Here is an 18,869-nt window from a genome sequence, read left to right as displayed (position 1 = left end):
ATAGTAGCAACACTTTCCAACCACCGATAAGGCTGCGACCCATGGACCCGATCATCGCTGCGACTCACGCCTACCCCTACCCCTACTACGCACAACTGCGCGCCGAGGGTGGGCTGGTTTTTCATCAAGGACTGAAACTGTGGGTGGCCAGCAGCGCCCGAGCCGTCGCCGCCGTGCTGGCGCATCCGGGCTGCCATGTCCGGCCGTCCCATGAGCCGGTGCCCAAGGCCATTGCTCAAGGCATGGCCGGCAAGGTGTTCAGTCAGTTGATGCGGATGAATGAAGGCGAGCGGCAGCGTTGCCCGAGGGCGGCGATTGAGCCGGGGCTGGCGTTGATTGACGTGAATGAGGTCAATGCGTTGGTCGGCGCTCGATTGATTACCCCGGGCCCCGACGGGTTGTACGCGGCGATGTTTCGCGGACCGGTCTGCGTAGTGGCGGCGTTGCTGGGGTTTTCTCCGGCTCAGGGCCGGGCCATCAGCGAGCTGACCGCAGACTTTGTCGCCTGCCTGTCGCCGCTCAGCGATCAGGCACAACTGAACACCGCCCATGTCGCGGCGGAACAGCTGAAGGGTTATTTCATCGAGCTTCTGGACGATCCGAGCAATCGAAGCGCCCTGCTCGCCGGTATCCGGCAGCGTTTCGCGGTGACATCGACCGATTCTGAAAGCTTGATCGCCAACCTGATTGGATTGTTCTCCCAAACCCATGAAGCCACTGCCGGGCTGATCGGTAATGCGCTATTGGCGTTGAGGCGAAACCCACAGTTGGATTCGGCTCATGTTGATGACTTGATCGCTGAAGTCCAGCGCTTCGACCCGTCGGTGCAAAACACCCGCCGCTTCGTCGCCGCGCCGTGTGAAATTGACGGCGTGAATCTGAACCCCGGCGACGTCATCCTGGTGCTGCTGGCCTCGGCCAATCGCGATCCGCAGCTTAATGATGATCCCGATGCGTTTTTGCTCGATCGCCCGAACCGTCGCAGCTTCACGTTCGGCGCGGGACGGCATCAATGTCCGGGGCAGGTGCTGGCCTTAAGCATTGCCCGTGCGACGCTGGCTGAGATCCTGGCGATGCAACCTGCTTTGGACCGGTTGACCTGGCACTACCGCCCTTCCCTTAACGGGCGCATTCCTCTCTTTGCCTGAAAGACACTTCAAGCATTGCGATATTCGACCGTCAGGTGAGACAACTCATGAACCGGCGCCAGACGTTCGCGAATGGCGTCGGCACTGACACCCGCCGCGGCCACGACGCTGACAATCGCCGCCCGCGCCTGAGGGCCGACTTGCCAGACGTGAAGGTCACTGATGCGAACATCGTCCGTCGACTCGAGCAGCTCACGAATTTCGGCGGCGACGTGCTCATCGGTGGTATCCAGCAACACTGCGGCGCTGTCACCCATCAAACCGTAAGCCCATTTCGCAATCACGATGGCGCCGACAATGCCCATCACCGGGTCCAGCCAGACCCAGCCCAGGTAGCGCCCGGCCAACAATGCCACGATGGCCAGCACCGAGGTCAACGCATCGGCCAGTACATGCAAATACGCCGAACGCAGGTTGTTGTCGTGATGGTGGCTGTGATCGTGATGATCATGGCCGTGATGTCCATGATTGCCCGACAACAGAAACGCACTGACGATGTTCACCCCCAGCCCCACCACCGCAATCACCGTCGCTTCGGTGAAGGCTACGGTGGTCGGTTGAAACAGTCGCACGATGGATTCGCCAGCGATGCCGATCGACACCAGGCCCAGCACTATGGCTGAAGCAAAACCCGCCAGGTCCCCGACCTTGCCGGTACCAAAACTGAAGCGCGAATTGTTGGCATGTCGTCGAGCAAAGCCGTAGGCCGCCGCCGCAATGCCCAAGGCCCCGGCGTGGGTCGCCATATGAAAGCCGTCCGCCAGCAACGCCATGGAACCGGTGATGTAACCGGCGGCAATTTCGCCAATCATCATCACAAACGTCAGCGCCACCACCCACAACGTGCGGCGGGCGTTTTCATCGTGGGCGGCCCCTAGAAACAGGTGGTCGTGGGTAAAGTGCGAAGTTTGAGGTTGCAGAGTCATGGGGCTGGCCTCTATTTCGAGTAACGGCGGATGGCTTGCAACAAGTCCTCAACGCCTTCGGCGCGTGCTTCATCGCTGAGCCCGGGACGCGCCACATGCTCACGAGCGTGGGCGTCGATGAACTGATCCATCAGACCATTGACCGCACCGCGGATCGCCGCGACCAAGTGTAGGGTTTTGGCGCACTCGGCGTCGGACTCCAGCGCCCGTTCAACCGCCTGAACCTGGCCGGCAATACGCCGGACGCGGTTGAGCAGGTCGTCTTTGTGTTCGTGGATGTGCGACATACGCATACCCCCTACCCCTATATGGCGGACATGATTGCCGATGCTGCCGGGGTTAGCAAGTCAGGTGGACCGAGTCATCGTTCATCGCGGGCAAGCCACGCTCCCACAGGTTCAGCGCAAACCCTGTGGGAGCGGGCTTGCCCGGGATGACGGCCTGACAAACGACGCATCATTTCCGACCTGCGCAACAGGCTACAGCGCCTTGCGTCATTGCCTACAACTACGCCAGAATCCGCCGGCTTGTGCGCCTTGGGGGCCGTCGGTAACTTGATTCCCGTCACTGAATGGTCAGTGATCGGGTTTAGTCGCTCGGTAGTCTTCACAAGCAGCATGCACTCCATTCAGTCGGGCGTACCTACGCCTGCGCTCAATGGCAGCTGTACGCAGGGCGCCTTCGGGCGCGCCGGTAATTGCTTGTGTCCCCGGTCGACTAACCTGCGTACAGCTGCCACCCTCTCGTTTAGTCGCAAGGTGGTGTCAGCATCACTTAAGGACTAACAAGCAATGTTCAAACACACTCCAAACCCTCCTGAATCAGAAGCCGAATCGGTTTCGCCCAAGCCCCCACGCAAACCCAGCACAATGTTTGTCGTCGCACCCGACATGGATACCGAAAGCTTGCTGGCCAATGCCTGCGAATCACTGGCATCAGCCAGTGTCATGATCAGTGATTTCGCAACCCTTCTGGAAGACCCACATCGCAACACAATGTTGGGGATTCAGCAGGTCATCATGCTCGGCGAACTGGCCGTGAACCGGGCGTTGGATAACATCGATCCGCAGCAATAGCCGATGGTCTGTGGCGAGGGAGCTTGCTCCCGCTCGGGTGCGCAGCAGTCGCAAAACTGGCGAGCGGAGATTACCTGACACACCGCATTCACGGGTTTTAGGGCCGCTGCGCAGCCCAACAGGAGCAAGCTCCCTCGCCACAGAGGGGAGTAAAAATGTGAGCTTTCTCTACCAAGATCCAACAATGAGCCACGAGGAAGCGACAACGCTTCTAGCTAGCGACGTAGAAACCAACGTTATCGCCGCACTGGTTTCTATCGGGTTGAATGAGCAAGACAATACCTGGGCTCAGAACACCTGCCTGAAATACCTCGAGAGTGAGTCCGAATCGGTTGCAGCCGCTGCCATCACCGCGCTCGGTCACATCGCCCGCAGACAGGGTGATCTGGATTTGGGTGCCGTACTCCCGGCCCTTGAAAAAGTGAAGGAAAAATTCCCCTCCCTGGAAGGGACTGTGGCGGACACCCTTGATGATATTGAGGTATTCACCTGACTTGCCATTTAGCAAAGGGACAATAACCGTGAACCAGGCACTGAACTGTGGCGAGGGAGCTTGCTCCCGCTCGGCTGCGCAGCAGTCGTAAAATCGGCGCATGCAGTCATGCCTGAAGAACTGCGATAACCGGACTGGGGTCGCTGCGCAACCCAACGGGGGTAAGCCCCCTCGCCACAGCTCACACGCCCATCAATCATCCCGCGTCAGCACTTCCAGCAATTCAATCTCGAAAATCAGATTCGAATTCGGTGTAATCGCGCCCATCGTCCGCTCGCCATAGGCCAGATGCGCCGGCACCAGCAATTTGCGTTTACCGCCGACCTGCATGCCCATGATTCCCTGGTCCCAGCCCTTGATCACCCGTCCCGTGCCAATCACACACTGAAAAGGTTTGCCTCGGCTGTAGGAAGAATCGAATTCAGTGCCGTCTTCCAGCCATCCTCGATATTGAGTAGTGATCAGCGCGCCTTTGACAGCGGCTTTGCCGTCGCCCACTTCAAGGTCGATTACCTGCAATTCATCATTCATTACATTCACTCTAGTGTGCGCTTGCCCGAACAAGCTTCATGGGCGCCGTTTTCCCAGAAATGCGGACTATTGGCAACCGTTTCGCTCTGTATCGGGCAGTGGCCGTGAACTAATATACCCGCCACCTCCTCCCACGGTTCGGGCTAAACGCAGTGGGAATAATCAGTATCGGTTGGGCGAGCAGACGGTGAGCCGGGTCTGACGCAGGCGCCACGGCGCCCTACCAGAGAGCAATGTCGTAGGTGACATAGATCCGATTGCTGTCACGTCCACGCGCGAAGTCCGAACGGTAGACATAGTTGCGCAGCTTCACGCCAAGCCCCTTGAACGTGCCGCTCTGGACCACATAGGCCAGTTCCGTGTCGCGTTCGGACTCTTTGATGTTGGTGTCGGACTTGCCGTCGTTGCCTTTGAGATAACGGGTCATGAACGTCAGCCCGGGCACGCCCACCGGTGCAAAGTCGTAACCGTAACTGAGCATCCAGGTCTTCTCGTCCTCTTCGATGAACTTGCCGATGCCGACGTTGCTGAATGAGTACACCGTCGCACCGCTGACGTATGGCAACCCGGCGTCACCGCTGAGTTGTTGATAACCGCCGCCAAAGGTGTGCCCCGCCACCGCGTAGGACAGCTGACCGCTGAGCATGTCGTTATCGATTTTCGAGGCGTAGGCACGGCCCGCGTCATTGCTGCTGAAATAACGCAGGTCGCCGGTCAACACCCCGGGGCCCAATGGCAGATCGTGCTGGATGCCGGCAAAGTTCTGGCGATAGAAATTTTCCAGTTCACCATAGAAGTAACTCAGACGGGTGTTCTTGCCGAGTTTGTAATCACCGCCAGCGTAGGTGAAATCGCCACCTTTTTCGCCTGAGTATCCGTCAGGAATAATCGACACGCTGTCGGTGGAATCGCGCAGCTTGAATCGGTCCAGATGACCGCCAGTCAGGGTCAGGTTGTCGATGTCGGTGCTGACGACTTGCCCTCCCTCATAAGTCTGCGGCAGCAAGCGCGCATCGTTATAGATCAGTACCGGAGTTTTGGGCAGCAGGGTGCCGTACTTGAGGGTGGTCTTGGCCAGTTTGACCTTGGCCGCAGCCCCGGCGCTGGCAAACTCATCGGCGGCGCGACCGTCATCGTGTACCGGCAACAGACCGGTGCCACTGCGGCCACGCCCGGAATCAAGTTTGACCCCCAGCAAGCCCAATGCGTCGATCCCGAAACCGATAGTGCCGGGGGTGAAACCCGACTGAAAATCCAGCAGGAACCCTTGGGCCCACTCGGTGCGCTCACTTTTGGCAGTTCTGGCCGAACGCGCACTCAAGCCATGCTCATCGCGAAAATTTTCGTTGAAATAGACGTTACGCAGTTGCAGCTTAAACTTGCTGTCGTCGATGAAATCACTCGCACCGGCAGTGGCCATCGGCAACACGCCCAGAAGAGGAAGAAGAGCCCCGCGAGTCAGAAAATGGATCATGTCGAACTACTCATATTGTTGTTTTAAGGATGCACGTGGCCGCGCCCCCGTCATCGGGAGCGTGGAGTTCTATCAGCGGCGAGTCAGGGGTGAATCAGGAGAACAGCGTCAAGGCACCGGTCAGCAGAGCCAGCGCGGTGAGCACCAGGGAGGTGAGCACCGCCCATTTGACGGTGGCGCGCTGGAAGTCGCCGATGTCGCGATCGACCATCCCCACCAGCAACAGGGTCGAGGCCACCAGCGGGCTCATCAGGTGCACCGGTTGGCCAAGAATCGACGCCCGGGCGATTTCCACCGGATCGATCCCATAGGCCGCCGCCGCGTTGGCGAGGATCGGCACCACACCGAAGTAATAAGCATCGTTGGACAGCACGAATGTCAACGGCATGCTGGTGATCGCCACCACCAGCGGGAACAGGTGCCCCCAAGACGGTGGAATCCAGTCCACCAGGGTTTGCGCCAGGGCGTCGACCATTTTGGTACCGGAGAAAATCCCGGCGAAAATACCAGCCGCGAATACCAGCAGCACCACGGTCATGGCGTTGCCGGAGTGGGCGAGAATGCGCTCCTTCTGAATGTCCAGCTGCGGGTAGTTGATCATCAGCGCCAGCACGAAACCGATCAGAAACAGGATCGCGGAATGCATGATCCCCATCACCAGCGCGACCATCACCGCAGTCACCAGCAACAGGTTGACGTAGGCAAGTTTCGGGCGCTTGTGCGGCGTATCCTCAAGAATCGCTTTGATGTAGCAATCACCGCCACCGCTCTGCAGTTGGGTATTGCCTATGCGTTTACGCTCGGTGCGGCCCAGCAGGAACGCGGTGAACACCACCCACGCGGCGCCACCGACCATGGTCGGCAGCAACGGAATGAAGTACGCCCCGGCATCCAGCCCCAGCGCGGCAATCGCCCGGGTCGCCGGGCCGCCCCAAGGGGTCATGCCGCTCATGATGCTCAGTGACAGCATGGCGATGGTCGCCAGAATCATCGGGTTCATGCCGATGCGCTTGTACAACGGCAGCATCGCCGCGCAGGTGATCATGTAAGTGGTCGTGCCGTCACCGTCCAGGGCGACAGTCAGCGACAGCAGCGCAGTGCCGACCGCGATTTTCATCGGGTCACCGTTGACCCGTTTGAGAATCTTGCGGATCAGCGGATCGAACAACCCCGAGTCGATCATCAAACCGAAAAACAGAATCGCGAACAGCAACAGCGCCGCCGACGGTGCGACCATTTTCAGGCCATCAAGCATCATTTTGCCGGTAGTCCCACCAAAACCGCCGATAACCGCAAAGACGATCGGTACAACGGTCAACGCAACGATCGGTGACAGACGTTTGGTCATGATCAGAAAGGTGAACACAACCACCATGGCCAAGCCGAGTAAGGCAAGCATAAGGCAACTCTCTTGTTGTTATGGATTGTGTGGCCGACGCGCAGGCGAACGACTCCGAGCCCGCCAGGCGACGCGATCGGCGACGCCCGGCAGCAGGTAGTAAAAAGGTTAGTTTTTGCAGCGCTTACGCAGTACTAAATGTGCGTGGTGGTTCCGACGCGATCCCAGGTTTGATCGCCATCCGGGACAGCCGGTTTTTTACCGTCCAGGGTATCGAGCAGGACCTGACGGTCGCAGGCGTTCTCCGAGATAGAGATCACCACAGTCGCCACGGCGTTACTGGCCAGACTGGTCAAGGCCCGTGCTTCAGACATGAAACGGTCGATCCCGATCAACAGCGCCAGACCAGCCAGCGGAATGTCATGGATCACCGTGAGCGTGGAAGCCAGCGCCACGAAACCGCTGCCAGTCACCCCCGCCGCGCCCTTGGACGACAGCAACATGATCGCCAGCATGGTCAAGGTTTGGGTCATGGTCAGATCAATGTTGCAGGCCTGGGCAATGAAAATTGCCGCCAGAGACAGGTAGATCGCCGTGCCATCGAGGTTAAACGAGTACCCCGTCGGCAGCACCAGCCCGACCACGCCTTTGCTGCATCCCAATGCCTGAAGTTTCTCCAGCATGCGTGGCATGACCGGCTCAGTGGAGGAAGTCCCCAGCACCACCAGAAACTCTTCGCGCAGGTAACGCAGCAGCTTCCATAGGCTGAAGCCGTGGGCGCGGCAAATGCTCCCCAGTACCACAAAGACGAAGAAGGCGCAGGCGACGTACAAGGTCATGATCAACTTTGCCAGCGAACCCAGCGAGGTGATGCCGTACTGTCCGACGGTGAACGCCAGTGCCCCGAAGGCACCGATTGGCGCAAAACGCATCAAGTAGGAAAAAATCTTGAAGACCATCTGCGACGCCGCTTCCAGTACATCGAGCACTGGCTTGCCACGGTCACCCAGGGAGGACAGGGCGAAACCGCACAGCACCGCGATAAACAGCACCGGCAGCACTTCACCTTTACTGAACGCACCTATAAAGGTGTCGGGGATGATGTGCATGAAAAACTCGACCACCCCAAGCTTCGCCGCAGACTCGGTGTACTGGGATAGACCTGCCGTACTCAATTGGCTCGGATCGATGTTCATGCCCGCGCCCGGCTTGAACACGTAGACCGCGACCAGGCCTATGAACAGGCTGATCACCGTCAGCCCGAGAAACAGCAGCATGGTCTTGCTTAGCAAGCGGCCAAGGGAGCGTTTGTCGTTCATCCCGGCGATGCCGGTGACGATGGTGCAGAACACCACTGGCGCAATCATCATTTTGATCAGCTTGATGAAGGCATCACCCAACGGTTTGAGGGCAATGGCCTGCTGAGCCCAGAAGTGCCCGACCACGACGCCCAGCAGCACGGCGCAGAGGATCTGGAAGTAGAGCGATTTAACAACTTTCATGGCATCACCCATTTTTAGAATTGTTCTGATGCAAAACGACAGTGACTGCGCGGGAAGACTACCCGGCGAGCCGTTGGGAAACCGGGGCATACACAAAGCCGGAAAACAGTCTTCGTGCGGTACGAACAACAGAGGCGCGGATTGTGTCACCGTTTTTACCGGTGTAGGACAACACGACATCGATGCCGCCGCTCGGGTGCTCGATCCGCACCTGTTGCAGACGCGTCCCACCGGTATTACCGAGCATCTGCGCAACCACACTGCCTTCGCTGACGCATGCCGTGGCCAGACCGATGGAACCGGTAATGGCCAGTGCACGGTGGCAGTTATGCGGCATGAAGTAGCGAACCTGCAACGTGCCACCGGCCTTGGCCGGTGCAACCAGCACAGGCTTGGGAATGACCTTGTCGCTGACGTCGCCCAGCCCCATGGCCACGCCGGCCCGCAACCGCAGAGCTTCGAGACGGTGCATAAAGTCTCTGTCGGCGTCCAGCTCGGCCGGAGATTCGTCGCCGCGTTTGCCCAGGTGACGCGCCTCGATGATCAGCATCGGCATGGCCATGTCGATGCAGGTCACCGGAATGTCGTCGAACCAGTCCTGGGTGCTGCCGGTTGGAAACAGCTTGCCGGTCTTGCTGCCCGCTGCGTCAAGGAATGTCAGTTGAACCGGTGCCGCGCTGCCTGGCACGCCATCGATGGCGGTGTCACCTTCATAGCTGACTTTGCCGTTTGGTGTCTGCACGTCAGAGGTAACGAAGGTGCCGGTGTTGAGATTGCGAATCCGCACGCGGGTCAACTCACCGACCGCCTTGACCAGGCCCTGCTCGATGGCAAACGGCCCGACCGCACAGAGCATGTTGCCGCAATTCGGGGCGGTATCCACCCGACGCTGGGACACCATGACCTGGACGAACAGATAATCAACATCGGCCTCGGGATGCAACGACGGGCTGACGATGGCGACCTTGCTGGTCTGCGGGCTGCCGCCGCCGATGCCGTCGATCTCCAGTTCGTGACCGGAGCCCATCACCGAGAGCAACAACTCATCGCGCTCTTCAACCGAAACCGGCAGATCCCAGGCGAGAAATACCGGTCCTTTTGAGGTACCACCGCGCATCAGCACACAAGGAATTCGTTGCATGGCCACTAACTCTTGTTAATCAATCGGGGTAATTGATGTCTTGCAAACAAGAGTGACAGGGAAGTAATTGTGTTTCCAATGCAAAGATCGGAGCAATTATTGCGTTTCACAAAAGAAAGTTTTAACGTTCATAACGCAGTTCAACGCCCTTTCCCGACGAGATAAAACATGGAATATGAGCTCCAGGACATTCGATCTTTCGTGAAAATCGCCGAACTGGGGAGTTTTCACGAAGCTGCCGATGCACTGCATCTGTCGCAACCAGCCTTGAGTCGACGGATAAAAAAACTTGAGGAGGGTTTAGGGACTACTTTGCTCGATCGCACCACGCGCAAGGTCAGCCTGACTAGCGTCGGCCGCGACTTCCTGCCCAAGGCTCGTCGATTACTGGATGACTTCGACGATTCGATCCTGAACATCCGTGAGCTGGCCGAACGGCAAATCGGCCAGGTGACCCTGGCCTGCATTCCAACCGCTGCGTTTTATTTCCTGCCGTCGGTGATTCGTCTTTATAACGAGCGCTATCCGAAAATCCGCATCCGCTTGCTCGACCTCAGCGCCAATGAAGGGCTCGAAGCAGTGTTGCGGGGGGAAGCCGACTTCGGCATCAACATGATGAGCGGCCAGCACCCGGACATCGAATTCGTTTCACTGGTCAACGAACCCTTCGTCCTGGCCTGCCGTCGTGACCATGAACTGGCCCAGCGAACGTCCGTGACCTGGTCAGAACTGAGCGATTACCGGTTGATCGGCGTCGGGCGCCTGAGCGGCAACCGCATGTTGCTGGACCACGCTCTATCGGGCCTGAGCTGGCGTCCGCAGTGGTTTTATGAAGTGCAGCATTTGTCCACCTCGCTGGGCATGGTCGAAGCCGGGCTTGGGGTTTCCGCCATGCCGAGTCTCGCGATGCCGGCGGCGGATCACCCGACACTGGTGAGCATCCCTCTGACTGACCCCGTCGTGAACCGGACACTTGGCCTGGTGTACCGTCGGGGCGCATCGTTATCGCCGGCGGCGGAGAAGTTCGTTTCGATTCTGCTCGAACAATGGCCCCACTGAGCCGTGGAGCTCGATAACAACCTGGTTGCTGACTGAATGGACGCCAGCCTTTATCCTGACGCCCCCGCTGAAAATCGGGCGAGCGCCGCTCTCGCCTGCCCCACCCAGGAGTTTCGCCATGCCCCACGAAGGCAACCTGTTACAAGCCGCTGTCGTCTTTTTATTCGCGGCGGTGCTCACCGTCCCCTTGGCCAAGCGCCTGCAATTGGGGGCGGTGCTGGGTTATCTGTTTGCCGGGGTGATCATCGGGCCGTCGGTGCTGGGTTTGATCGGTAACCCGCAAAGTGTCAGCCATATTTCCGAACTCGGAGTGGTGTTGTTGCTGTTCATTATCGGCCTTGAGCTGTCGCCGCGACGCTTGTGGGTGATGCGTAAATCGGTGTTCGGCGTGGGCCTGGCGCAGGTGTTGCTGACCGGTTCGGTGATTGGTGTGCTGGCGTTGTTCGTGTTCGGCCAATCGCTGAATAGCGCGATCGTTTTGGGTCTGGGCCTGGCGTTGTCGTCCACCGCATTTGGTTTGCAAAGCCTGGCCGAGCGCAAGGAACTGACCAGCCCTCATGGGCGGTTGGCGTTCGCGATTTTGCTGTTCCAGGACATCGCCGCGATCCCGCTGATCGCGATGGTGCCGCTGCTGGCCGGGGGCGATCACACCACCAGTGCCGCCGAAGATTTGAACCATGGCTTGCGGGTGCTGGGCAGTATCGCTGTGGTGGTGATTGGCGGACGGTACTTGCTGCGCCCGGTATTTCGGGTGGTGGCCAAAACCGGTCTGCCGGAGGTGTCCACCGCCACCGCGTTGCTGGTGGTGATCGGCACGGCATGGCTGATGGACCTGGTCGGCGTGTCCATGGCACTCGGCGCGTTCCTCGCCGGTTTGCTGCTGGCGGATTCCGAATACCGCCACGAGCTGGAAGCGCAGATCGAACCGTTCAAGGGACTGCTGCTGGGGCTGTTTTTTATCAGCGTCGGCATGGGCGCCAATTTGAGTCTGCTGCTGAGCGCGCCGGTCGTGGTGCTGGGGCTGACCCTGTTGCTGATCGCCATCAAGTTGCCGCTGCTATTCGTTGTCGGTCGACTGGCCGGAGGTTTGGGCAAGGTCAGTGCGATTCGCCTCGGCATCGTGCTGGCGGCCGGTGGTGAGTTCGCATTTGTGGTGTTCAAGATCGGTCGTGATCAGGGGCTATTCGAGCCGCGCCTGTACGACCTGCTGGTGCTGACGATTACCTTGTCCATGGCCGTGACGCCGCTGTTGTTGCTGTTGTGCGCCCGACTGGTCAGCCCCAAGGTTCAACCGGTGGTGGTGCCGGAGAAATTCCGCGAAATCGACACCGATACGCCACGCGTGGTGATTGCCGGCATGGGCCGGATGGGGCAGATCGTGGCGCGGATTCTGCGGGCGCAGAACATCAAGTTCGTCGCCCTCGACACATCGGTGGAAACAATCGAATTGTCCCGCAGCTTCGGCGGTGTACCGGTGTTCTATGGCGACCCGATGCGCCCGGAAATCCTCAGCGCGGCCAAGGTCGAGCAAGCGGAGTTTTTCGTGATCGCCACCGATGATCCCGACACCAACATCAAGACGGCCGAAGTGGTGCACAGGCTCTATCCGCACATCAAAATCATCGCCCGCGCCCGTAACCGTCAGCATGTGCACCGGTTGGTGGATGTCGGGGCGCAGGCGGTGCGGGAAACCTATTATTCCAGCCTGGAAATGACCCGGCGGACCTTGGTCGGACTCGGGCTGACGCAGGCCCAGGCGGATGCGCGGATCAAGCGCTTTACCCATCACGATGAACAGGTGCTGGAGGCCCAGCACGCGGTGTATGACGATGCGGCCAAAGTGATGCAAACGGCGCAGGAAGCGCGGGCGGAACTGGCAAAACTGTTTGAGTCGGATCAGTTGGAAGAGGAAGCGGGTAAGGTTTGATCCAGATCATTCCCACGCTCCGCGTGGGAATGCCGCCATGGACGCTCTGCGTCCGCTCTTGAAATGTGACGCAGAGCGTCACGGGATGCATTCCCACGCAGAGCGTGGGAACGATCATAACAACGACCAAGGAATCCACTATGGCTGACCAAACCTCCCCCGCCCTGAAGGAAATCTTCAACGCCGAACGCCTCGCGCACATCGCCACCGAAATGACGGCGGTCTATCCCGGGTTCGATGCCAAGGCCTTCCTGAAACTGGCTAAAACCGATCTCTCAGAGTTGTCAGTCATGCAACGCATGGCCCGCGTCAGTGAATGCCTGCACGCGGTATTGCCGCTGGGTTATGAAGAATCCCTCGACGTCCTGCGCGCCCTCGCGCCGCGCCTGAACAGCGCCTTCGTCAGTATGTTTTTGCCGCACTACGTCGCGACCTACGGCGCTCACACGTTCGATCTGTCGATGGACGCGCTCAAATATTTCACGGCCTTCGGCTCATCGGAATTTGCCATCCGGCACTTTCTGCGCGGCGATATCGAACGCTCACTCAAGCTGATGCAAGACTGGTCGCTGGATGACAACGAACACGTCCGGCGCCTGGCCAGCGAAGGCAGCCGACCGCGCCTGCCATGGTCGTTCCGCCTGGAACAGGTCCAGGCCGACCCGACACTGGCGGCAGCGATCCTCGACAATCTCAAGGCCGACGACAGCCTCTACGTGCGCAAATCCGTGGCCAACCACCTCAACGACATCACCAAGGATCATCCCGAGTGGGTGCTGGCGCTGATCGAGGGCTGGTCGCTGGACAACAAACACACGGCGTGGATCGCCAGACACGCTCTGCGCAGTTTGATCAAACAGGGTAACAAGCGAGCGCTGGCAATCATTGGCGCGGGCGGCAAGCCCGAGGTTGAAATCATTGACGTGAAGGTTGAGCCGGCGGTGATACGTCTGGGTGAGAAAATCACCCTGTCTTTCAGAGTGAAGTCCACGGTCCCGGACAGTCAGCGATTGGTGATCGATTACGCTATCGATTATGTCAAAGCCAACGGCAGCACCTCGGCAAAGGTGTTCAAACTTAAAGCCCTCACGCTGTCCGACAATGCCAGCGAAGCCATTAGCCGCAGTCAGCACATCAAGGAACTGACCACCCGCAGGCACTATGCCGGCCAGCACGCGGTGCACATTCTGGTAAATGGCGAACGCTTGGCCAGCACCCAATTCCGAATTATCGCTGACGCTCATTGACACCCACACCAGAGCCACCCGGCAGCATGCGCGCAAGCGTGTTGTCACGGACCCAGTAGTGATGGAACAACCCCGCCGCTGCGTGCAAACCAATCAACCAGTAGCCAGTGCTGCCGAGCCATTCATGCCAATGCTTGAGTTGCTTGGCCAGATCGGGATCAACCGCAACCGGCGCCGGCAAGAAAAAGCCGAAATACGGCATCGGCTTGCCCCCGGCGGCCAGCATCAACCAGGCCAATAGCGGCGTAGCAATCATCAGCCCATACAGCGCCAAATGCATGAGGTGCGAGACGCCGGTCTGCCAGGTGGGCGGGGCCGGGGTAATCGGTGGCCGGGGCGTGAGGCGCCCGAGCAAGCGAACCCAGACCAGCGCAAAAATGCTCAACCCGATTACGCCGTGCAACCCCAGAAACAGGCCCCTCAAGGCATGCCCACGGGGCAGCAATCCTTTGATCTCGATGCAACCATAAACGCCGACGAACAGCGCCAGCATCAGCCAGTGCAAGGTAATCGAGAGTTTTCCATACCGGTGTACTGCTGAATCTCGGGTCATACAGGGCCTCGTGAAGATCAGTGGCGGCTGCCGACTCATTTCGTACAGCCGGGATCCGGTTTCGTCGAACCGACCGGCGCCACCCTGCCCGTCCAGTCTTAAGACAATCTGAAGGTCCACCTTCAGACTCCGTTAAGAATTGCCTTTGATACTCCTCCCGAACTTACTCAGGGAGGCGTTCTTGCCCATGCCCGATTTCGACTGGAACATCCCTCTGCCCCTGCACTTCGGCCAAGCCGAAACCCCGCAGATGAGTCTGGCCAGAGCCTTGCCGGACGATCCCCAGCGTCCGGTTCTCGAAGCCTTTATCCAGCAGCGTTTTCGAAAGGCCCATGGCGCCGACATCCGCCAATTCATGCCGCAGCTGTTCGGCATGAGCGATGTGTCAGGCACGCTGTGTGCGGTGGCTGGCGTACGACTGGCCGGTGCCGAACCCTTGTTTCTGGAGCGTTATCTGGACGAGGCGATTGATCCGCTGATCAGCGACGCTGCCGGTCAACCCGTGGACCGGGCCGGTATTGTCGAGGTCGGTAACCTCGCCGCCAGCGATACCGGCAGTGCGCGCCTGAGCATCATCGCCATCACCTACCTGTTGGCCATGGGCGGGCTGGAATGGGTGGCGTTCACCGGCAACATCGGGCTGGTGAACAGTTTTCATCGCCTGGGCTTGAAGCCGGTGACGCTCTGCGCCGCCGATCCTGCGCGGCTGGGCGACGACCGCCACCTCTGGGGCAGTTATTACGAGAGTCAGCCATGGGTGCATGTCGGCAACATCCGCGCCGGTTTCATCCATTTGCGCAATATCGGTCTGTTCAATCGCCTGGGGTTGCCGACGTCCCTTGAGGAGTCCAGCCATGTCGCCTGAAATGGAGCGGTTCAAGCAGACCCTGCGCGGTCATGCCGAGCGCAAGACCAACGCCATCGCCTTGTGGGGCGATCAGTTGAAACTGGACTACGCCACGCTGTACGCCGAGATCATGTATCGCCAACAGCGTCTGCGCGATGAGCACGTAAAAGTGGTCGCGCTGGCCCTGGACAATGGCACCGAAGCGATGCTCTGGGACCTGGCCGTCCTGTTCGAAGGCCTGACCTGTCTGACGTTGCCGCCATTCTTCAGCCCGGCACAACGCAGTCATTGTCTGGAACAGAGCCAGGCGACACTGGTGATTGCCGAACCGGAACTGGAAGCCGAACTGCAGGCGGCCGGCTACGAGAAGACCGGCGAATTCTGGCGTCGCCCCTTCAGCGGCCCGAACCTGATACCCGAAGGCACCGCCAAACTGACCTTTACCTCAGGCACCACCGGCACGCCCAAAGGCGTGTGCCTGAGCGCCGAGAGCCTTTTGCGGGTGGCCCGTGAGCTGGATCAGGCAAGCAAACCCACCGATCCACGGCATCACCTGGCGCTGCTGCCCCTGGCGATTCTGCTGGAAAACCTCGGCTGTTACGCCGCGCTGTATGCCGGCGCGACCTTGAGCGTACCGAGCCAGAAAACCCTGGGCATTCAAGGTGCCAGCGGTGTCGATGTGCCGCGGCTGTTGGGTTGTCTGGCCGCCCGAAAACCGGAAAGTCTGATCCTGGTGCCGCAGTTGCTGCTGATGCTGGTCAGCGCCGCCGAGCAAAAAGCGTTCAACCCTCAGTCGTTGCGTTTTGCCGCCGTGGGCGGTGCGCGGGTTTCCGAAGAATTATTGCATCGCGCCCAGCGCATCGGCATTTCGGTCTACGAAGGTTACGGGTTGTCGGAGTGTTCCTCGGTGGTGTGCCTCAACCGCCCGGGCGCGCGCCGCCCTGGTAGCGTTGGCCGGCCCCTGCCCCATGTCGAGATTCGCCTGGCCGATGATGGTGAAGTGCTGGTCAAGGGCTCGACCCTGCTCGGCTACTTGGGGCAAGCGCCCTTCGGCGATGATTGGTGGCCGACCGGCGATCTCGGCGAGTTCGACCCGGAAGGTTTTCTCTACCTCAACGGGCGCAAGAAACATCAGTTCGTCACCAGTTTCGGCCGCAACGTCAATCCGGAATGGGTCGAGGCCGAACTCACTCAGCGTCGCCACATCGCTCAGGCGTTCGTCTACGGCGAAGCGATGCCGAGCAACCACGCCCTGCTCTGGCCCCATCGGTCGGACTGCACCGATGAAGAGCTGGCCGCCGCCGTGGCCCAGGCCAACGAGGCCTTGCCCGATTACGCCCAGGTTCATCACTGGACCCGTCTCGATCAACCGTTCACCGCCGCCAATGGCTTGCTGACGGCCAATGGCCGACCGCGCCGCGACGCCATCGTCGAGCATTACCGGGCGCAGCTCACTGACTTCATTTTTTCCGAGGAATCCGCATCATGAGTTTTTTCGACACCCTGCAAGAAGCCACCCGGCAGGAACGCCACGAGTTGTTCAACCTGCCGATCATCCGCGATGCCCTTGAGGGTAAGGTCAGCCTGGAGAGCTACCGCGCCTTCCTCGCCCAGGCCTACTACCACGTGCGCCATACCGTGCCGTTGATGATGGCATGCGGCGCACGTCTGCCGCAGCGGCTGGAATGGCTACGCAAAGCGGTGTGCGAGTACATCGACGAGGAGTACGGCCACGAACAGTGGGTACTCGACGACATCGCGGCCTGTGGCGGTGACAAAGAGGCGGTGCGTGACGGTCGTCCATCGCTGCCGATCGAGTTGATGGTCAGCTTCCTCTACGACCTGATTGCCCGGGACAACCCGGTGGGCCTGTTCGGCATGGTCAACGTGCTGGAAGGCACCAGCATTGCCCTGGCCACCCACGCGGCCGGCAGCATCCGCGAGCGCCTGGCGCTGCCGGAAACCGCCTTCAGCTACCTGAGTTCCCACGGTTCGCTGGATATCGAACACATGCAGACCTACCGCCGGCTGATGAACACACTCCAAGACCCGGCGGATCAAGCCGCGGTGATTCATGCATCGAAGGTCGTTTACACGCTCTATACCGACATGTTCCGCGGCCTGCCCCGCGATGGGGAGAACCTGCATGCAGCTGCATGAAGCCCGTGTGGTTTTGACCGGAGCCAGCGGCGGTATCGGCCTGGCCATCGCCAGCGCCCTGTGTGCCAGTGGCGCGCGGGTATTGGCCGTGTCCCGGCACCGGGAGGCGCTGGAGCCCTTGCTCGAACGCTACCCGCTGCACCTGTGTTGGGTCGACGCTGACCTGACCGTCCCCGGCGACCGACAAAAAGTGCTGGCTGCGGGCGAAGCCATCGGTGGCATCAACCTGCTGGTCAACGCCGCCGGGGTCAACCACTTCGCCATGCTCGAACAGCTCGATGACAGCGAGATCAATGCGATGCTGGCGGTGAACATCAGTGCGCCGATCTGCCTGACCAAGCTTTTGCTGCCGCTGCTCAAGCAAGCCGAGAGCGCCATGGTGGTGAACGTCGGCTCGACCTACGGCTCCATCGGCTACCCCGGTTACGCCAGCTATTGCGCCACCAAGTTTGCCCTGCGCGGGTTCTCCGAAGCCCTGCGCCGGGAGCTGGCCGACACCCGGATCAGCGTGCTTTACGTTGCCCCTCGGGCGACCCACACCAGCATGAACAGCCCGGCGGCCCAGGCGCTGAACGATGCGCTCAAAGCCAATGTCGACGATCCGCAAACTGTCGCTTCGGCGGTCATCCACGCGATTGCCGGTGACCGGCGCGATGTGTACCTGGGCTGGCCGGAACGCTTTTTCGTCCGCCTGAACAGTCTGTTGCCGCATCTGGTGGACCGTGGCTTGCGCAAGCAGTTGCCGCTGATCCGTCGCCTCAGTCAGAAGCCCGATAACGAGAGTCTCAAACCATGAAAAAAATCGTCACTTGCCTGCTGTTCGGGGTGTTGAGCCAAAGCGTCTGGGCGCTGGACGCCGCCGATCAGCAGCGCCTCAATGGCATTCAGCAAAGCTGGGCGCACATTCAATACGAATTGCCCGCCGACCAACGTACCGCGGCCTTCGAAAAACTCGCGACCCAAGCCTCGGCGTTTACCCAGGAACGCCAATCCCTGGCCGAAGCGTGGATCTGGTCCGGCATTGTCACCAGCAGTTGGGCCGGAGCCCAGGGTGGCCTCGGCGCCTTGAGCAAGGTCAAGGCCGCCAAAGTTGACCTGGAAAAAGCCCTCGCTATTGATCCCAAGGCCTTGCAAGGCTCGGCCTATACCAGTCTCGCGGCGCTGTATGATCGCGTGCCCGGCTGGCCCCTTGGTTTCGGCGATGCCGACAAGGCCGAACAACTGTTAAAGCAGGCCTTGCAGCTGAATCCCGCCGGCATCGACAGTCTGTACTTCTGGGGTGATCACCTTTACCGTCAAAAGCGCTATGGTGAAGCCAGGGAAGCACTGCAAAAAGCCCTGCAAGCGGCCCCCCGCCCAAGCCGGGAAAGCGCCGACGCCGGGCGCCGCAAAGAGATCGAAGCGTTACTGGTGGACGTGAACAAAAAACTCAACTGACAGGAGTCC

19 protein-coding genes are annotated in these 18,869 nt (G+C 59.9%); 11 read left to right on the top strand and 8 right to left on the bottom strand.

What is annotated here, in order from left to right; all coding sequences use genetic code 11:
* Nucleotides 1-41: 41 nt before the first annotated feature.
* Complete coding sequence (locus ACQKPC_RS06040; RefSeq protein WP_427623581.1) at nucleotides 42-1,148, top strand: cytochrome P450; 1,107 nt, start codon at nucleotides 42-44, stop codon at nucleotides 1,146-1,148.
* An 8-nt stretch (nucleotides 1,149-1,156) separates the two neighbouring features.
* Here the strand turns inward: ACQKPC_RS06040 and dmeF are convergent, their stop codons facing one another.
* Both dmeF and ACQKPC_RS06030 read right to left on the bottom strand, forming a co-directional pair.
* Complete coding sequence (gene dmeF / locus ACQKPC_RS06035) at nucleotides 1,157-2,074, bottom strand: CDF family Co(II)/Ni(II) efflux transporter DmeF (RefSeq protein WP_427623580.1); 918 nt, start codon at nucleotides 2,072-2,074, stop codon at nucleotides 1,157-1,159.
* An 11-nt stretch (nucleotides 2,075-2,085) separates the two neighbouring features.
* Nucleotides 2,086-2,361: a metal/formaldehyde-sensitive transcriptional repressor gene (locus ACQKPC_RS06030; RefSeq protein ID WP_019648873.1), complete on the bottom strand. Its 276-nt coding sequence runs from the start codon at nucleotides 2,359-2,361 to the stop codon at nucleotides 2,086-2,088.
* 504 nt (nucleotides 2,362-2,865) lie between these two features.
* Here ACQKPC_RS06030 and ACQKPC_RS06025 point away from each other — a divergent pair.
* A complete protein-coding gene (locus tag ACQKPC_RS06025; RefSeq protein WP_192343596.1) occupies nucleotides 2,866-3,150 on the top strand; it encodes a DUF6124 family protein in 285 nt (94 codons plus the stop codon).
* A 157-nt stretch (nucleotides 3,151-3,307) separates the two neighbouring features.
* Nucleotides 3,308-3,643 carry a hypothetical protein gene (locus ACQKPC_RS06020; protein WP_427623579.1) on the top strand — a complete coding sequence of 112 codons (336 nt, stop codon included), beginning with the start codon at nucleotides 3,308-3,310 and terminating at the stop codon, nucleotides 3,641-3,643.
* A 192-nt stretch (nucleotides 3,644-3,835) separates the two neighbouring features.
* Here ACQKPC_RS06020 and ACQKPC_RS06015 read toward each other — a convergent pair whose 3' ends face one another.
* The 5 genes from ACQKPC_RS06015 to ACQKPC_RS05995 all read right to left on the bottom strand — a co-directional run bounded on the left by ACQKPC_RS06015 (nucleotide 3,836) and on the right by ACQKPC_RS05995 (nucleotide 9,630).
* A complete protein-coding gene (locus tag ACQKPC_RS06015; RefSeq protein ID WP_007895103.1) occupies nucleotides 3,836-4,174 on the bottom strand; it encodes an FKBP-type peptidyl-prolyl cis-trans isomerase in 339 nt (112 codons plus the stop codon).
* A 220-nt stretch (nucleotides 4,175-4,394) separates the two neighbouring features.
* Nucleotides 4,395-5,648 carry an OprD family porin gene (locus ACQKPC_RS06010; RefSeq protein ID WP_427623577.1) on the bottom strand — a complete coding sequence of 418 codons (1,254 nt, stop codon included), beginning with the start codon at nucleotides 5,646-5,648 and terminating at the stop codon, nucleotides 4,395-4,397.
* Nucleotides 5,649-5,742: 94 nt separating this feature from the next.
* On the bottom strand, nucleotides 5,743-7,047 hold the full coding sequence (locus tag ACQKPC_RS06005; RefSeq protein ID WP_008071325.1) for a CitMHS family transporter: 1,305 nt from the start codon (nucleotides 7,045-7,047) through the stop codon (nucleotides 5,743-5,745).
* A 134-nt stretch (nucleotides 7,048-7,181) separates the two neighbouring features.
* Nucleotides 7,182-8,501 (bottom strand): dicarboxylate/amino acid:cation symporter, encoded by a 1,320-nt coding sequence (locus ACQKPC_RS06000; protein ID WP_427623576.1) that lies wholly within the window; start codon nucleotides 8,499-8,501, stop codon nucleotides 7,182-7,184.
* 46 nt (nucleotides 8,502-8,547) lie between these two features.
* Complete coding sequence (locus ACQKPC_RS05995; RefSeq protein WP_427623574.1) at nucleotides 8,548-9,630, bottom strand: 4-oxalomesaconate tautomerase; 1,083 nt, start codon at nucleotides 9,628-9,630, stop codon at nucleotides 8,548-8,550.
* Nucleotides 9,631-9,798: 168 nt separating this feature from the next.
* Between ACQKPC_RS05995 and ACQKPC_RS05990 the strand changes: the two genes are divergently transcribed.
* The 3 genes from ACQKPC_RS05990 (at nucleotide 9,799) to ACQKPC_RS05980 (ending at nucleotide 13,863) form a co-directional block, all read left to right on the top strand.
* Nucleotides 9,799-10,689 carry a LysR family transcriptional regulator gene (locus tag ACQKPC_RS05990; protein ID WP_007895093.1) on the top strand — a complete coding sequence of 297 codons (891 nt, stop codon included), beginning with the start codon at nucleotides 9,799-9,801 and terminating at the stop codon, nucleotides 10,687-10,689.
* Nucleotides 10,690-10,807: 118 nt separating this feature from the next.
* Nucleotides 10,808-12,616, top strand: coding sequence for a monovalent cation:proton antiporter-2 (CPA2) family protein (locus ACQKPC_RS05985; RefSeq protein WP_427623573.1), 1,809 nt, complete (start codon nucleotides 10,808-10,810; stop codon nucleotides 12,614-12,616).
* Nucleotides 12,617-12,756: 140 nt separating this feature from the next.
* Entirely contained in the window at nucleotides 12,757-13,863 is a 1,107-nt protein-coding gene (locus ACQKPC_RS05980; RefSeq protein WP_427623572.1) for a DNA alkylation repair protein, read from the top strand.
* Here the strand turns inward: ACQKPC_RS05980 and ACQKPC_RS05975 are convergent.
* Entirely contained in the window at nucleotides 13,844-14,416 is a 573-nt protein-coding gene (locus ACQKPC_RS05975; RefSeq protein WP_427623570.1) for a cytochrome b, read from the bottom strand. The two genes, ACQKPC_RS05980 and ACQKPC_RS05975, sit on opposite strands and share 20 nt — an antisense overlap.
* Before the next feature lie 187 nt (nucleotides 14,417-14,603).
* On the opposite strand from ACQKPC_RS05975, the gene ACQKPC_RS05970 reads away from it, so the two are divergent.
* Genes ACQKPC_RS05970 through ACQKPC_RS05950 form a run of 5 tightly spaced genes read left to right on the top strand, consistent with a single transcriptional unit; the run spans nucleotide 14,604 to nucleotide 18,860 of the window.
* Nucleotides 14,604-15,281 carry a thermostable hemolysin gene (locus ACQKPC_RS05970; RefSeq protein ID WP_427623569.1) on the top strand — a complete coding sequence of 226 codons (678 nt, stop codon included), beginning with the start codon at nucleotides 14,604-14,606 and terminating at the stop codon, nucleotides 15,279-15,281.
* The gene (locus ACQKPC_RS05965) at nucleotides 15,271-16,752 is read left to right on the top strand and encodes an AMP-binding protein (RefSeq protein WP_427623567.1); all 1,482 of its coding nucleotides are present in this window, start codon (nucleotides 15,271-15,273) and stop codon (nucleotides 16,750-16,752) included. The genes ACQKPC_RS05970 and ACQKPC_RS05965 overlap by 11 nt, the downstream gene beginning before the upstream one ends.
* Nucleotides 16,749-17,423, top strand: coding sequence for a TenA family transcriptional regulator (locus ACQKPC_RS05960; protein WP_427623566.1), 675 nt, complete (start codon nucleotides 16,749-16,751; stop codon nucleotides 17,421-17,423). Before ACQKPC_RS05965 ends, ACQKPC_RS05960 begins: the two co-directional genes overlap by 4 nt.
* Nucleotides 17,410-18,219 (top strand): SDR family oxidoreductase, encoded by an 810-nt coding sequence (locus ACQKPC_RS05955; protein WP_427623565.1) that lies wholly within the window; start codon nucleotides 17,410-17,412, stop codon nucleotides 18,217-18,219. The genes ACQKPC_RS05960 and ACQKPC_RS05955 overlap by 14 nt, the downstream gene beginning before the upstream one ends.
* Nucleotides 18,216-18,860: a tetratricopeptide repeat protein gene (locus ACQKPC_RS05950; protein WP_427623564.1), complete on the top strand. Its 645-nt coding sequence runs from the start codon at nucleotides 18,216-18,218 to the stop codon at nucleotides 18,858-18,860. Before ACQKPC_RS05955 ends, ACQKPC_RS05950 begins: the two co-directional genes overlap by 4 nt.
* The last annotated feature ends 9 nt before the right edge of the window (nucleotides 18,861-18,869 follow it).

Source organism: Pseudomonas sp. NPDC089918 (assembly GCF_050280605.1).
Classification (GTDB): Bacteria; Pseudomonadota; Gammaproteobacteria; order Pseudomonadales; family Pseudomonadaceae; genus Aquipseudomonas.
This window is presented reverse-complemented; position numbering and strand designations above follow the sequence as displayed.

What these genes read in the sequence shown, in the direction of transcription:
- ACQKPC_RS06040 (WP_427623581.1), top strand. Translation starts at nt 42, where the DNA reads ATGGACCCGATCATCGCTGCGACTCACGCCTACCCCTACCCCTACTAC.
- dmeF (WP_427623580.1), bottom strand. Translation starts at nt 2,074, where the DNA reads ATGACTCTGCAACCTCAAACTTCGCACTTTACCCACGACCACCTGTTT.
- ACQKPC_RS06030 (WP_019648873.1), bottom strand. Translation starts at nt 2,361, where the DNA reads ATGTCGCACATCCACGAACACAAAGACGACCTGCTCAACCGCGTCCGG.
- ACQKPC_RS06025 (WP_192343596.1), top strand. Translation starts at nt 2,866, where the DNA reads ATGTTCAAACACACTCCAAACCCTCCTGAATCAGAAGCCGAATCGGTT.
- ACQKPC_RS06015 (WP_007895103.1), bottom strand. Translation starts at nt 4,174, where the DNA reads ATGAATGATGAATTGCAGGTAATCGACCTTGAAGTGGGCGACGGCAAA.
- ACQKPC_RS06010 (WP_427623577.1), bottom strand. Translation starts at nt 5,648, where the DNA reads ATGATCCATTTTCTGACTCGCGGGGCTCTTCTTCCTCTTCTGGGCGTG.
- ACQKPC_RS06005 (WP_008071325.1), bottom strand. Translation starts at nt 7,047, where the DNA reads ATGCTTGCCTTACTCGGCTTGGCCATGGTGGTTGTGTTCACCTTTCTG.
- ACQKPC_RS06000 (WP_427623576.1), bottom strand. Translation starts at nt 8,501, where the DNA reads ATGGGTGATGCCATGAAAGTTGTTAAATCGCTCTACTTCCAGATCCTC.
- ACQKPC_RS05995 (WP_427623574.1), bottom strand. Translation starts at nt 9,630, where the DNA reads ATGCAACGAATTCCTTGTGTGCTGATGCGCGGTGGTACCTCAAAAGGA.
- ACQKPC_RS05990 (WP_007895093.1), top strand. Translation starts at nt 9,799, where the DNA reads ATGGAATATGAGCTCCAGGACATTCGATCTTTCGTGAAAATCGCCGAA.
- ACQKPC_RS05985 (WP_427623573.1), top strand. Translation starts at nt 10,808, where the DNA reads ATGCCCCACGAAGGCAACCTGTTACAAGCCGCTGTCGTCTTTTTATTC.
- ACQKPC_RS05980 (WP_427623572.1), top strand. Translation starts at nt 12,757, where the DNA reads ATGGCTGACCAAACCTCCCCCGCCCTGAAGGAAATCTTCAACGCCGAA.
- ACQKPC_RS05975 (WP_427623570.1), bottom strand. Translation starts at nt 14,416, where the DNA reads ATGACCCGAGATTCAGCAGTACACCGGTATGGAAAACTCTCGATTACC.
- ACQKPC_RS05970 (WP_427623569.1), top strand. Translation starts at nt 14,604, where the DNA reads ATGCCCGATTTCGACTGGAACATCCCTCTGCCCCTGCACTTCGGCCAA.
- ACQKPC_RS05965 (WP_427623567.1), top strand. Translation starts at nt 15,271, where the DNA reads ATGTCGCCTGAAATGGAGCGGTTCAAGCAGACCCTGCGCGGTCATGCC.
- ACQKPC_RS05960 (WP_427623566.1), top strand. Translation starts at nt 16,749, where the DNA reads ATGAGTTTTTTCGACACCCTGCAAGAAGCCACCCGGCAGGAACGCCAC.
- ACQKPC_RS05955 (WP_427623565.1), top strand. Translation starts at nt 17,410, where the DNA reads ATGCAGCTGCATGAAGCCCGTGTGGTTTTGACCGGAGCCAGCGGCGGT.
- ACQKPC_RS05950 (WP_427623564.1), top strand. Translation starts at nt 18,216, where the DNA reads ATGAAAAAAATCGTCACTTGCCTGCTGTTCGGGGTGTTGAGCCAAAGC.